The 13844-nt window shown below is 47.4% G+C and carries 12 protein-coding genes and 1 pseudogene; 7 read left to right on the top strand and 6 right to left on the bottom strand.

Annotated features, from left to right (window positions below; all coding sequences use genetic code 11):
* The 4 genes from ABGY95_RS10865 to ABGY95_RS10880 form a co-directional block, all read left to right on the top strand.
* The coding region (locus ABGY95_RS10865) for a laccase domain-containing protein (protein WP_347441704.1) at positions 1–200 on the top strand (200 nt) is incomplete at its 5' end.
* A gap of 15 nt (positions 201–215) precedes the next feature.
* Complete coding sequence (gene ispE, locus ABGY95_RS10870) at positions 216–1049, top strand: 4-(cytidine 5'-diphospho)-2-C-methyl-D-erythritol kinase (protein WP_347441705.1); 834 nt, start codon at positions 216–218, stop codon at positions 1047–1049.
* A gap of 52 nt (positions 1050–1101) precedes the next feature.
* Positions 1102–2118, top strand: coding sequence for a hypothetical protein (locus ABGY95_RS10875; RefSeq protein ID WP_347441706.1), 1017 nt, complete (start codon positions 1102–1104; stop codon positions 2116–2118).
* A gap of 13 nt (positions 2119–2131) precedes the next feature.
* Positions 2132–3136: a chorismate-binding protein gene (locus tag ABGY95_RS10880; RefSeq protein ID WP_347441707.1), complete on the top strand. Its 1005-nt coding sequence runs from the start codon at positions 2132–2134 to the stop codon at positions 3134–3136.
* Here the strand turns inward: ABGY95_RS10880 and mutS are convergent.
* Positions 3133–5643, bottom strand: a complete 2511-nt coding sequence (gene mutS / locus ABGY95_RS10885; protein ID WP_347441708.1) for a DNA mismatch repair protein MutS — start codon at positions 5641–5643, stop codon at positions 3133–3135. The two genes, ABGY95_RS10880 and mutS, sit on opposite strands and share 4 nt — an antisense overlap.
* Positions 5644–5738: 95 nt before the next feature.
* Here mutS and ABGY95_RS10890 point away from each other — a divergent pair, with 95 nt between their 5' ends.
* Together ABGY95_RS10890 and ABGY95_RS10895 are read left to right on the top strand one after the other, a co-directional pair.
* Positions 5739–6170 (top strand): hypothetical protein, encoded by a 432-nt coding sequence (locus tag ABGY95_RS10890; RefSeq protein WP_347441709.1) that lies wholly within the window; start codon positions 5739–5741, stop codon positions 6168–6170.
* A 21-nt stretch (positions 6171–6191) separates the two neighbouring features.
* Entirely contained in the window at positions 6192–7526 is a 1335-nt protein-coding gene (locus ABGY95_RS10895; protein ID WP_347441710.1) for a hypothetical protein, read from the top strand.
* Here ABGY95_RS10895 and ABGY95_RS10900 read toward each other — a convergent pair whose 3' ends face one another.
* The 4 genes from ABGY95_RS10900 to ABGY95_RS10915 all read right to left on the bottom strand — a co-directional run bounded on the left by ABGY95_RS10900 (position 7527) and on the right by ABGY95_RS10915 (position 11457).
* Positions 7527–9443 carry a RecQ family ATP-dependent DNA helicase gene (locus tag ABGY95_RS10900; RefSeq protein WP_347441711.1) on the bottom strand — a complete coding sequence of 639 codons (1917 nt, stop codon included), beginning with the start codon at positions 9441–9443 and terminating at the stop codon, positions 7527–7529.
* Between the two features lie 14 nt (positions 9444–9457).
* The gene (locus ABGY95_RS10905) at positions 9458–10000 is read right to left on the bottom strand and encodes a hypothetical protein (RefSeq protein WP_347441712.1); all 543 of its coding nucleotides are present in this window, start codon (positions 9998–10000) and stop codon (positions 9458–9460) included.
* A gap of 152 nt (positions 10001–10152) precedes the next feature.
* Positions 10153–10779, bottom strand: a complete 627-nt coding sequence (locus ABGY95_RS10910) for a peroxiredoxin (RefSeq protein WP_347441713.1) — start codon at positions 10777–10779, stop codon at positions 10153–10155.
* Between the two features lie 228 nt (positions 10780–11007).
* Entirely contained in the window at positions 11008–11457 is a 450-nt protein-coding gene (locus ABGY95_RS10915) for a superoxide dismutase [Ni] (protein ID WP_347441714.1), read from the bottom strand.
* A 119-nt stretch (positions 11458–11576) separates the two neighbouring features.
* Between ABGY95_RS10915 and ABGY95_RS10920 the strand changes: the two genes are divergently transcribed.
* Entirely contained in the window at positions 11577–13274 is a 1698-nt protein-coding gene (locus tag ABGY95_RS10920; RefSeq protein WP_347441715.1) for a cation:proton antiporter, read from the top strand.
* A gap of 133 nt (positions 13275–13407) precedes the next feature.
* Here the strand turns inward: ABGY95_RS10920 and ABGY95_RS10925 are convergent.
* Positions 13408–13844: pseudogene (locus ABGY95_RS10925) on the bottom strand (hypothetical protein); the annotation flags it as partial.

Here is a 13844-nt window from a genome sequence, read left to right on the forward strand (position 1 = left end):
TGCTAGCTCCTTGTATTCGGCCTCCAGCCTATGAGTGTGATTTTGCCCTAGAGATAAAGAAGACTATAGAAGTAGCGGGAGTGAAGGAGTATTATGACAGTGGCATTTGTACTAGTTCGGACCTATCTAAGTATTATTCTTACCGTATCGAAAAAGGAGCAACTGGTAGAATGCTTGCGCTGTTGGGTATCGAAGCATAAGTAATAGATCCAAGCATGAATGAGCATACAGAAATAGCCCGAGCAAAGGTCAATTTAAACTTAAAGATTCTAGGGAAAAGAGAGGATGGTTTTCATGCGATGGAAACACGCATGGCTCCTATCAGTTTGGCGGATCGGCTAAAATTTACTCCATCCGATGAATTTACGTTGGAATGTAAGAAAGAAGGAGTTCCTCTGGATGAGTCGAATCTTGTCACCATGGCAGTTCGCATTTTTCAAAGAGAAACAGGTAAGGCCTGTGCCTATCGTGTGAAGTTAGAAAAGCTTGTACCGCATGGAGCAGGTTTAGGAGGCGGGAGTGGCGATGCAGCTGCCACATTGCGCGCGCTCAATCACCTAGAGGGCACAGAACTGGCTATGGACGTTCTGGCTGATTGGGCTGGGGAGATAGGCAGTGATGTGCCATTCTTTGTCTACGACAGTGTCTGTGATTGTTCTGGGCGTGGAGAGATGGTCGACCCCATCGAATGGCCCCACGTTTTAGATGCTTTATTACTCAAGCCAAGCTTTGGAGTCAGCACGCCGGCAGCGTACAAAAGTTGGCGCAATTCGGAGGAAATTGCAGGGGTAGACTATGCGACCCAGTTCATGCCTTGGGGGGAATTTTTCAACGACTTGGAACGCCCAGTATTCCAAAAGCATCGATTTTTGGCAGAGATGAAAATGTGGTTGTTGCAGCAAGACGAAGTGGCTGCGGCAATGATGAGTGGCTCTGGATCCACTATGATAGCGATTCTTCATGACCCGCAGACTGCAGATAACTTAAAACAGCGAGCAATGGCTGAACTTGACGCTTCCCTCTGGGCAGCCGCAGTAAAAATTGGATAAATCGGTTTTTCTGTTGTTATTTTTGAGGTTCCATTGAGCATAGTGAGAGACCATGGCGTACACCGAAGACAAGGCATTTGAATTAGTAAAGTCAGCCCACGAGCGTGAGCGATTGAGTCATGCGTTTTTAATTACTGGCGAAGCTCTGGCTGGTGGCACAAAGCTAGCTTCTCGAATGATTGAGATGGTCAACGGAGCACATGACTCCACAACAGGTCTTGAGCTGTTTGGCGACGCCCCGGCCCCGGAGCCTAAGACTATTGATGAATTAGAAGGAGACTTGGTACGGGTCGTGAGGCCCGAGATGAAATCACGCAGAATTTCAGTGGAGCAAATTCGTGCGCTCGAGAAATCGATGTACCAGTCATCCGAAAAGGATCAGTGGAGAGTCGGAGTAGTGCTAGAAGCCGACCGCATGGGAGTGGCAGCTGAAAACGCTTTCCTAAAAACTCTGGAAGAACCGCCACCCAATTGCCTATTGCTGCTTATTACAAGTAACCATGATAGGCTCCTTCCAACTATTCTTTCCCGCTGCGTCCAACTTACGTTGATTACAAACGACCGACGTGAACCCTACGAAGGTGAAGCTGAGCTACTCGATGTTTTAGGTAAGATTGGCAAAGTTGGATTTGGTTCAGTTGGACGAGCTCTCACCCTAAAGGCTGCATTTTCTAAAGTTCTAGACCGTCGCAAATCAAGCATAAGTAAAGCCAACGACGCAGCAGAAAAAGAAGAAATCCTCCAATATAAAAAGACCACTGAGGGGGATTGGCTAAAACAGCGAGAGAGCTACTATAAGGCTCTCACTGAGAGCGAATACCTGTTAGAAAGGGGGAAGTTTTTAGATGTTCTCGTCACCTGGTTGGGCGATGTAGTGAGGCAAAAATGCGGTGTGGAGCACCTGGATTATCCAGCACATTCAGCCGTAACGAAATCCGTGGCAGAGAGTGATTCACTAGACTCTTTGTTACGTAGAATGGATGCACTGGAGAAGTTAGGGGGGTTATTAGAAACGAACGTCAGCGAGCCGCTAGCTCTAGAAGTTGGATTCATGCAGGCATTTGGATAGTTAGATTCAGACGATGAGTGGCAAGAAGCACAACTATGCAATCCTAAAAAAAACCAAAGGTAATATCTTGGTCGGGGTGGGCCCTTTCAAGGAATTGGCAGAATGCCCACACACCGGAGTTGCTTTTTATAAGAATAACTTCGCTCTAGATGAGTTGCGCCCGTGGAAGGTGCCACAGGAAGTCTTTGAACTCAGCGCATCAGATTTTGCTCAATTTGAGAAACCTAACTTTGCTTGGGATACACTTGAGCCTGAAGGATTCACAGGAGTTTTCAGTGAAATTAACCAAGCTATCCAGCGAGGAACTTTTGAGAAGTCAGTTCCGGTGGCGACTGAGATAGGTCGGCTAGTGAGCGGTGATATGTTAGGCTTGCTACGTGACCTTCATCTAGCAGGAGACAATATTTATTCCTACGCATGGGTTGAAGGAGACGAGGGTTTTTGTGGTTACACACCGGAATTGTTGTTTCATCTACGCAAAGGGAGATTTAAGACCATGGCTTTGGCTGGCACGGCTCGTTCAGACGAACACAGCATCTTTGCGTTCGACGAAAAAGAGATTCGTGAGCACGAGTATGTGGCACAGACCTTGGTCGCCAGCCTAGCTGATCTCGGGATGGTGAAGAGGAGTGAGCGCAGAATCATGGACCTCGGGAGTTTACTCCATTTCCATACCCCGCTTGATATCTTTATGTACGGGGATTATGGTATCGATTTTTTACTGCGAAAGATGCACCCGACTCCAGCTTTGGGACCATTGCCAAGAACGCCGAAAACTCTGAAGTTATTGCATGAATGGCGAGATCGCCTCAATGCGCCCGCACATTTTGGTGCACCTTTTGGGTTGTATGAGCATGGTGAGTTTCACGCAGTCGTGACTATTCGCGGGGCGTACTGGAAAGGGAATACTCTATTGATTCCCTCAGGCTGTGGAGTCATCGAGGCATCTCGCCTGACCAATGAATGGCGAGAACTTGGCTTAAAACGCAAAGCTGTAAAGGCTAATTTTGGGCTTTAACTAAAGAGATCCATTTGCGGAGGGTTTGGCTCCGGAACTGCGGCTTTGGTGTTTTTAGCGAGAGGCTTGTTTGTAGCTTCAGGCTTGGAAGAATTCATTTCTAAATGAGAAAGGATGTCCTTGGCGCGTTTGACGATGCTCACTGGCAGACCAGCGAGTTTTGCTACTTGGATTCCGTAGGATTTGTCGGCTGACCCGGGCAGAATTTTGCGGAGGAAGATGATTTCATCGTTCCACTCTCGCACGGCGACATTGTAGTTTTCCACGGCTATGCGCGTGTTTGCTAAGTCAGTGAGTTCGTGGTAATGGGTTGCAAAGAGAGTGCGAGACTTTAGCGAGTCATGGAGGTGCTCGGCTACTGACCAGGCTATTGAAAGACCGTCGAATGTGGCAGTGCCCCTGCCTATCTCATCGAGGATAACTAGGGATTTGTCAGTGGCGTTGTTGATGATGAGCGAGGTTTCATTCATCTCGACCATGAAGGTCGATTGGCCACGGGATATATCATCTGAGGCCCCGACTCGGCAGAATACTCGGTCAACTAGACCGATGTGCGCTGATTCAGCCGGGACGTAGGCTCCGAGCTGAGCCATCAGGGTGATGAGGGCTACTTGTCTGATGTAGGTAGATTTACCAGCCATGTTAGGCCCTGTGAGGATGACTAGTCTGGAGTCATCATGCTCAAGCAGTGTGTCATTTGGTACAAATTTTTCATCGACTAAAGTTTGCTCTAGGACTGGGTGACGCCCTTCCACAATACTGATTTTACGGGAATCATCTAGCAGTGGGCGAGTATGCTGGAACAGTTGAGCAGTTTCTGTCAAGCCGAGGAGAACGTCCAGTGTGGCAAGGGCATCGGCTGTTTGTTGTAGTTCATCTAGATGCTCCGCAATTTGCGCTCTGAGCTTAGTAAATTCTTCGGCTTCGAGTTGTTTCGACCGTTCTTCCGCACCGAGTACTTTACTTTCTACTTCTTTGAGTTCTGGAGTGATGAAGCGCTCGGCATTGGCCATCGTTTGTTTTCGCTGGTAATCATCGGGGACTAGATTGGCTTTCGCTTTAGTCACTTCGATGAAGTACCCAAAGACGTTGTTAAACTTAATTTTAAGGGTGTCGATACCACTGCGTTTCCTTTCGGATTCTTGCAGTTGTGCAATCCATTGCTTGCCGTCGCGCGAGGCTGATCGGAATTCATCGAGTGGTGGACAATAGCCGTCACGGATGATTCCTCCATCGGTTAGTTTTGCTGGAGGTTCGTCGACGAGAGCGTTCTCTAACAACTCGACGAGGTGATCGAAGTTGTGAATGTTTCCTAGCAGCTGGTTCGCAAGTGGAATGCTGGAAGCGACGGCTTGTAGATCCTCAGTGAGAGTAGGGATTTGAGCCAAGGACCTACCAAGGGATTGGAGGTCTCTAGCTGTGCCACTTCCTTGTGAAAGCCTTCCGGTGGTTCGCTCAATGTCACGAATTTTTTTCAGCGAACTACGGCATTGGTTGAGCAAGTAGGGTTGCTCAAGAAAGGCGGCGATGAGATCCTGGCGAGCGACGATAGGCTCTAAATCTCGAAGTGGGTGTAGGACCCAGTGACGGAGTTTCCGAGCTCCCATAGGAGTGGCTGTGCGATCGAGAGCGTGGACCAAAGTATGCTTTTTCCCAGAGCGAGAATCTACGAGGTCGAGGTTGCCCTGAGACGCAGAATCGATCATGACGAACTCGTTGTTATCACGGACTGAGAGTTTCAGTAGGTGATCACAGGACCTTCTGAGCTGGTAGATTAGGTAATGTAGAATGGCACCTGCGGCGGAGGTGGCCGCTGTCATGTCAGCGCATCCAAAACCATCGAAGGACTGGACTTTGAATTGTTCTTTAAGTTGGTGCTGAGCCTGATCGGGAATGTAGGCATAGCCGTCGTATGGCATGCAGTGGGCAATGTTGCCTAATTCTTTGACCTGGTCGTCGGGGATAATGATTTCGGACGGCGAGAGTCGTTTGATTTCATCTTCCAGCTGCATTTTGTCTGGAAATTCTGACACGCTGAATTCTCCAGTGGTGTGGTCAGCGCAAGCTAAGCCGTAGCGTTTTCCTATATAACAAATACTGGCTAGATAATTGTTGCGGGTGTCGTCTAGTAGGTTGATGTCATCGACGGTTCCAGCTGAAATGATTTGTGAGATCTCACGCTCAACTAATTGTCCTTGGACTGGTGTCGTCGTTTGCTCTGCGAGTGCCACTCGAATTCCAGCTCTGACGAGTTTTGCAATATAACCTTGAGCTGAGTGGTATGGGAATCCACACATTGGTACATCGTGGCGTTTGGTAAGGGCAATGTTGAGAGTTGACGCGGCGCGTTGCGCGTCCTCGAAAAACATCTCGTAAAAGTCACCTAAGCGGAAAAAAAGAACCACATCATCAGGGAGCGAGCGACGCATGGCTGTGTATTGAGCCATCATAGGAGTGAGTTTCTTGTCTTTCTTTGCAGCCATCTGGGCGGGAGTTTGATCTAGCATTGGGGGTAGTTTCAACTGTGAAGTGGCAAATTTAGAGAGATTTCCTACGGCTCTGGCTTGACAGTTTCCGGTGATATTAGATCCTAAATTTGTTTATGATAAAAAATAGATTTTCGCGTACGTTCCAAGTGCTAGCCTTGGGGAGCTTCGCTCTGACAGCAGGTCTTCAAGCCGAAGTGGAAGAGTCAAAAATGGCAGCAGATATGAAGGTTGTGAGCAAGCAGCTCAAATCACTCCGCACCATCCCTAAGGATGACTTTGTCGCGGCAGCAGAAGCTGCGCGTAAGGCGCATGAAGCGCTACTTTCGGCGATGAAATACACGGCCGTGATGGTGGAGGAAATGCCAGCTGGATCCGAGAAGGCCAAAGCGCTTGCAGACTCCCGCCGTCTAATGGGGCTTTCCTACTCAGTGCTTTGCGAACTTGAGCTAGCCTACCTGGAAAAAGATCCAGCCAAAATCGCAGCAGCGATGGCTAAAGTGAAGGAATCCAAGAAGGAGGGCCATAAAAAGTATACTGACGACTAATACTCTGCTAGGTTTCGCGCTATGAAGAAATGGTTGAAACGCCTTATCGTTGGACTCATTATCACAGCATGCGTCCTAGCATTTTCAGCAAAGTTTTTGCTGACCAAAGAATTCCTCGTTGAGGAAATAGAAGACTCAATCGATAGCCGAGTGCAGATTGGTTCTTTTGATGTCTCGCTATTTTCTGTCCCAGCTAAAGCAACACTTCAGGATGTGATTCTAGCTGAGCGAGACAATAGCGCGTACCGTAAGGTTACTTACAGTGAGCGTATCCCGCTAACTGAAGGTGTACTGATGTGCAAAGAGGTGAGCTTTGAAGTTTCTTTGTGGGATCTGTTGTCTCGAAAAATATCTGTGGAACATTTCGTATTGGATGGATTGCACGCTAAAGTGAAGCTGCACGAGGATGGTACAAACTCGCTTGATAGTTTCTTCAAAAATGCTGTGGAAGAAGATGCTCCAGTAGAGGAACCGCAGAGTTTCAATGCGCGTGACAAAGATGAATTCGTGACCCACCTTAAATCGATCTCAATCAGTAACGTAAGTTTTGATCTAACCATAGAGAAAACGGGAGTTTTCATTCAGGGGCAGGACTATTCGATAGAGCTCGAAGATATCAAGGTGGACCCCAGTGCCCTTGAGCTAGTAAATCAAGCGCAACTCAAGTTGGCCGGGAATCTAGAGGTATTTGATTCAGCCTCAAAAACCCTAAAATATGGGGAAATTGGACTTAGAGGGAATGCTGAAACGCAACTATTTGACCCGAGTACTGGGGATCTTGACCCGGACGTCACACTCGATTTAGATATCTCAGATTCTTCCTATCTAACCACTAAAGTCCCATACATTGAAAAGGTGTGGGCCTTCGGGAAAAAGCTAGAAAAGTACGGAATCAATTTCGGCACACTGCCGGAGAAAGCTGGGTTTGGGCGTAGTCGAAAAATTGCAGGTAGATATAAGCGTGGCCGAGTCGATGTAACGCAAGATTTGTCCATTGTCATTCATGACTGGGAAGTGGCAGTGAACGATAAGTCGTGGCTCAATTCGGCAAGTGAGCAACACGAGTTCTTTCTCGATCTAAGTGCTAGCCAAAAATCTAGCCAGTCGTTGGTCGGGCATATCGATAGACTATTGAAAAATGTGCCAAAGGAAATCCGCGGCGGTATAGCGGAAGAGATAAAGAGTAAATGGCTGGTCAATGACAAGTTGACACTAAGTTTACACAGCGAAGGGGCGCTGTCTAAGCCCAAGGTCAAGACGCTAACGGTGCTACCTAATGTGGATGACTTAATAAAAGACTATGCTAGGAAAGGTGCCGTCGATTTCTTATTCAAGCAGTTTGGCGGGAAGCGGTAGTTAGTCTGCGGCATTCAATATTGCTTTAGCATAGTGTTGAACATCTGTGTAATGATGGCCAGATAGTAGCCCGAAGTGGGTATTTTTTGTGAGCCAATAATGCCGCAAGAATGGGCTGGGAATACCACACAAAAAACGTGTGAGTTGCTGGTTCGTTCGTATCCTATTCTTTGGAGAATCTAGGAGCTGGTGAATACTTTCTATCTGAGAATCAGAGACTGGAGGTTCATTTGATTGAGGTAGTTTACTCGGGCGCTTTTCTTTGAGGCATGATGAGCACTTTCCGCAAGGAATATTTGCCTTTTCACCAAACCACTGGGCTAGCTTGTTGGGAATGCAGGCACGTGATGTAGCGATCTTTTTAACTTCGGTAAGCTTACTTAGCTCGGTCTCTGTTTGCTTCTGTAAATGCCCTAACAATTCACGTTTGATTGTTGGTGCATCAAGTGGCGAATTTTTAACCTGATAGTGCCAGAACCAACCACTAGTCTTGCATACGATGGAGTTGTCTTCCTTTAGCTGCAGTAGTGCTTTCCATAGTTTTGCTGGCGATACTGAGAAGTCGGCTTCAACAGATTCGGTGTCGTATCGCTCACCGAGTTGGAAAATATGTTCCAGAGCTGAGCGAAGTTTTTTAGGGAACTGAGTGAGATCAAGTCTACTACCGGTTACTGGCCATGCCCAAATGTAGCGCCAGCTTGTGCCAGTGAATTTGATGTGGCCACTAACCTCTAGCCGAGCGAGTATGATGTCTAAGCTACTGGAATGAAAATCGAGTTGGACTCGTGTGTGGTAGGGGGAGAGTTTGCTGGTCTTGCCTTGCTCGAACAGCGTGCCTATGAGCTTGGTGAGTGGACGGTCCCGTATCACTTTGGCTTGGATGAAATTTTCCAGAGGAATCACATCATCACCACAGGCTAGGAGTAGACAATGGCTTGGCAGTCCATCCCGGCCAGCTCGGCCGCTTTCCTGCATCCATCCCTCGGGTGATTTCGGCAGGTGGTAGTGAATGACGCTGCGAATGTTAGGCTTATTAACTCCCATACCAAATGCGATGGTTGCGACAACGACATTTATTTCGTCGGCAAGAAACTGGTTCTGAATTTGTGAGCGAGCTTTGGTGTTGAGTCCTGCATGGTACGAGCGCGCCTTGTAGCCATGAGCATTCAGCATGTGGGCAATGGCTTCGCATTGTTCTTGGCGCGTTGCGTAAACGATTGCAGGTAGACTCGCTTGGTTCGCTAAGGCAGCGAGTAAGGTGGGCTCCTTTTCCGCTACAGAACATGGTGCAATTTTAAATTTTAAATTGGGTCTCAGGTGGGATGAACTGAATTGTTGTGCCGTTTTTATTCTGAACTGTTTGCGTATATCAGAGGCGGTTTTACGGGTGGCTGTAGCCGTGAGAGCCAGCACTGACTGCGGCTTTAGAGATCTAACAACCTTTGGTAAGTAAAGGTAAGAGGGGCGAAAACTGTGACCCCAGTCAGAGATACAATGTGCTTCATCGATGGCGATAAGGGAAATATCAATCTGGCGAAGAATAGTGGAGAGTGCTGGGTTAGCTAGAGACTCTGGAGAAGTGTAGAAGAGTTTGAACTCTCCCTTGCGTAGCGAACTGAGCTGGTGACAGCGTTCTTCAGGGCTGAGAGTCGAATCTAAACGACCAACTGGTAGCCCCATACGCTTGAGCTCTTGGGTTTGATCCTGAATCAGTGAAATGAGCGGAGAAATCACCAGGCTCACTCCGTCTAGTAGCAGAGCTGGAAGCTGATAGGTGAGCGACTTGCCCGCACCTGTGGGGAGGATTGCCAGCGTTGGTGTGCCAGCGAGCACACTTTCTATAATTTCTCTCTGGAGTGGGCGAAATGTGGTGTGACTGAAATGGCGCCTGAGATTTTGTGCTAGAGCGTCGGCCACGGAGTATGGTATTTCTAGTTACGAATTGGCTCGATACGCTTTTCTAAAAAGCTAATGGATAGGTGAAGATTACCATGTTCTTTAGCTATTCCCATAAGGAGAGTTCCTTCACCAATGTGCCAGAGGTGGGAGTTAAGAATAGTACCATCACCAATCTGGGTGTTCTTCGGCATAGGGTTAGCCATGATAGCTGGCCCGTAGATCTCTGTGATAAGTCTGTTCGCTTTTTTGAATAGCTCGCGCAGTGTGGAACTGTATTTTGCTTGATCAATAGCGTCTGAGCGCAAGGAGATTTCCTTGAGTTTATCATGCTCATTCCAGTCAAAAAAGATGGAGAAATTTACTCCATTGAGGGCTTTCTTAATTCGGAAAGTTCCATTGAGACCAACTCTACCGAACATGGTTTTTGGCACAGTGTTCTCGACCCGATTACAGGCCATGAGTTTATCGGTGACCTCTTGTTTTGTATCCCCATACTCAAGGTCTTCATAGACACCAGCGTTGAGAGTGAGAACGGAAAGGAGAATGGGAGCGATGATTTTTATAAAGCTGCTCATGTTGGTGTGTAAAGTACTGAGAAATAGCCACTGCGCAATCTTGGATTCCAGAAAACTCAGGCATTTTCTCTTGGTTGGTGTGAAGGAGTATAGAAACAAAAAAGCCCATACGATTAAGCATGGGCTTTGGGGAGTCTTTTTGAGAGAGAAAATTACTTAGAGAGGTAGGATGACACGCCTGCATGGTCTGCAGTCATTGCGTCATCACCTTTTTGCCAATCCATTGGGCAAACTTCACCGTGCTGCTCGAAGTGCTGGAGTGCATCGATCACACGGATACATTCGTTGATAGAGCGGCCAAGTGGCATGTCGTTTACAACTTGGTGGCGCACCGTGCCAGCCTTGTCGATAAGGAAGAGGCCACGGTACGCAACGAGTTCACCTTCGATTTGGATGTCGTCGTCTTCGTCGAGAACAACTTCGCCAGCTAGGACGTCGTAGTCCTCAGAGATTGTTTTGTTGATGTCAGCCACGAGAGGGTAAGTAACGCCTTCGATTCCACCTTTGTTTTTAGGTGTATTGAGCCAAGCCCAGTGAGAGAACTCAGAGTCAGTTGAACAACCAACTACTTGAACGCCACGTGCTTCAAATTGGGCGATTTCGTCTTGGAAGCGGTGAAGCTCAGTTGGGCAGACGAAAGTGAAATCTTTAGGGTAGAAGAAGAGAACAACGTACTTTTCGCCAACGAATTGGTCGAGTGAGAATTCTTCGATAATGTTTTGGCCTTGCACTGCTTTAGCTGTGAAGGATGGTGCTTTTTTTCCTACGAGTACTGACATGTCTTTAATTTTTAGTTAGTTTTGAAATGATGTTCAAGGGTGTGCAACTTGCTATTCTTGAGCTATATGCAGGTTTGTGTAGTGGGGATTTCAATGACGTGCAATAGGTTTTTGAAGTAGTCGGAAGAATATTTCCTATAAGTATTTCTAATAATGAAGCGAATTTATATAAATAAAGGTCTATGCGCGAGTGGCATAGACCTCCATAAAAGTGGTTAAAGAGTGATCTTACTTCTTCGCGTAGAGAGCATGAAAATCATCGAGAGCTCGGTGGAGCTTATTGGCATTCTCCAAGTCAGTAGTTTGCTTGCACTTCATGGCGTAAACTGTGATTTGGTGAAGCAGTGTGAGCTTTTTACTATACGCTTCTTTGTCTGTTTCAGTGATTTTAATACGCTGGGCGAGGAAGTACTGAGCCACTGTGTCTTGGATGGACTGAGCGTGTTTTTCCTTGTTGTTGACCCAGCGTGTGAGCTGGTTGGCATTCTTTGATGGTTCTTTAGCAAGTTCAGTGATTTGCTGCATTGCTTTGGCAATAGTTTCTTGGTCCTTGTGCATTGATACGAAAACGTTGTCGTCGGCGTAAATTCCGCAAGGGACCTGACAGTGAGCTGAGAGCATAGGGGCTGAGACGAGCACTAAAAGTGCGACAGCGGATGAAATAATGGTAGTTTTCATAGAGTTGTTTCTTTAGTTGTTGGAAGCAGTATAGCGCATTATTTGAGCTCTAGCAGAATAAAAGTGAGAAAGTGTGAATTATGATGGATGAAAGTGGAAAAAGTAGGGTAAATTAGCACATGCTTTGTTATCTGGCTGCAGGTGCAGCGATTCCTCCATTCTTTATATTACTGACAGTGGTTCTGTTAGCTGTGGTTGTCGTGTCCCTGGTGCTAACACGCTTCAAACAATCCTTACTTGTAGGTTATTTTATCTGCGGAGTGGTGATCCGAAACTCTGGATTGTTAGACTGGGTTGGAGTTGAGCAGGTAGGTGTGATCGATGCACTAGCCGAAATAGGAGTAGTGCTGCTGCTCTTTACTTTGGGAATCGAATTTTCTCTCAAAGAGATCAAGGCTCTGCGTAGACCGGTGTTTATAGGGGGCGGCTCACAGGTGGGATTATGTGTTCTCGTGGCGGTTGGTGGAGGAATGCTTCTGGGGCTGAGTGGTGCTCAAGCTCTATTGTTAGGGTTCGCATTTTCACTCTCCTCCACAGCTGTCAGTATGAAGAGTTTTCAGGAAATGGCCTTGCCAGAGAGCCCACCAGCCCGAACAGCATTGGGGATGGCTATCTTTCAGGATTTGGCAGCCATACTTTTCATGGTTCTTATCCCGCCCTTATTGAGTAATGAAGAGGGAACCGTTGAAGTCGGGCTAGCCTTACTAAAGGGCGCGTTATTCACCGCCTGTATTGTCATTCTAAGCCGTCGGGGCTTTCCTCAAATGCTCGATGCTGTAGCTAGAACGAGGAGTCGTGAGCTATTCACAATCACAGTTATAGGGCTTTGTGCTGCAGTCGCACTTGTGAGTGGTTTACTAGGTTTAAGTCCAGCGCTTGGAGCATTCGCTGCTGGAGTTGTTGTGAGTGAATCTATCTATTCCCACCGAGTGCTCTCCGACATCTTACCTTTTAAAGACCTTTTCCTCACTGTATTCTTCGTCTCTGTCGGCTTGTTGATAGATGTGGACGTGATTCTAGCCTACTGGCCGACGATATTGTTGGCGACAGCCTCTATTATAGTAGTTAAAGGAGTGATCGTAGCCCTAGCTGCACATTGGTCAGGGCTAAGGCGAGGTAGCTGGCTAGTCTCCTCAGCTGCACTTTGTAGCACGGGAGAGTTCTCGATCGTGCTGCTGAATCGAGCTAGTGAGTTCAATGCTCTATCAGAACAACTTGAGCAGGTTCTTTTGGCAAGCACCGCGTTTTCAATGGGGCTTGTACCGACTCTACTTAAAAAGAGTATTGGCCTGGCAGATCGAATTAAGCGTTCTAGCAAACAGTTCTGTGGCTCAGAGCATGAAACACTTGGTATTGGCGGGCAGGTAAGTGAGTTGAATGATCATGTGATCATTTGCGGTTATGGTCCAGTAGGGGAGAACCTTCACAGAAACCTGAGCCGGTGCAACGTCGGAGTTATTGTGCTGGAGACAAATCCAGAAACGGTGAAACGTCTGCACGGTGAGGGAGTGATTTGCCTGTTTGCTGACGCTAGCGATTCGGAGTCACTTCATTTAGCCCGCACTGAGCATGCGAGAAGTATCGCATTCACGTTCCCAGATGAACAAGCAGTCTTGAAGGCGATGCATAGTGCCCAAGAGATCAACCCTGAGATTCGTATCTATGCGCGAGCCAAATTTACAGCCCAAGCAGAGCGCTTAAAAGTGTCTGGCGTCCACTTCGTGTTACATGATGAAGAGCAAAGCGGGCGGGCTATGATTAGCTCAGTGATGCAGTGCTATGAAGTCGATATCGAACCGGATTGGGAAACTAATTAAGTATTGGCTCATCTCGTTTGTGGGAATGAGTTTTACTAAGAAAAACGTTGAAATACTGAAAGTCTGTGGTGGATGAATTATGCGATCTTGAGCTAGAAATGAATACAAGTTCAGAGCTACACACCAGAGAGAACTAGAAGGTGCCGTTGAGTTTGCGGAGAGTCCAGAAGAGCGACAGCAAGACGATGATGGTCAGCATCGTAGCAATCTGAGCCGATAGAGGGATGCTTTCTTCTTGTGGGTTCTTGACTGGTAGTGCGTTGATTTTACTGGCTATGTCTTTGATGTCTTTAGCCATGATAACTTTGCCACCAGTGACTCGGGCCATCTCTTCGAGCACTTCTGGGCGCGCAGGTTGTCCGGTTTTTTCGAGTACACCACCCTGCGCTATGATACTTGTTTCGACTGTGGCGTCAGTGTCGTCGAAGATACCAGCGGTAATATTCCATTCGCCAGGGAGCGAAATACGTGTGCGACCACTATAGTTGCCCCATGTTTCTGCTGAGCGAGTGAGCTCGATGCGTGATTTATTGCCATTGGGAGCTGTGACGTCTACGTAGATAGAGGCGT

Origin of the sequence: Rubritalea sp. (assembly GCF_039830215.1) — a bacterium.
Classification (GTDB): Bacteria; Verrucomicrobiota; Verrucomicrobiia; order Verrucomicrobiales; family Akkermansiaceae; genus Rubritalea.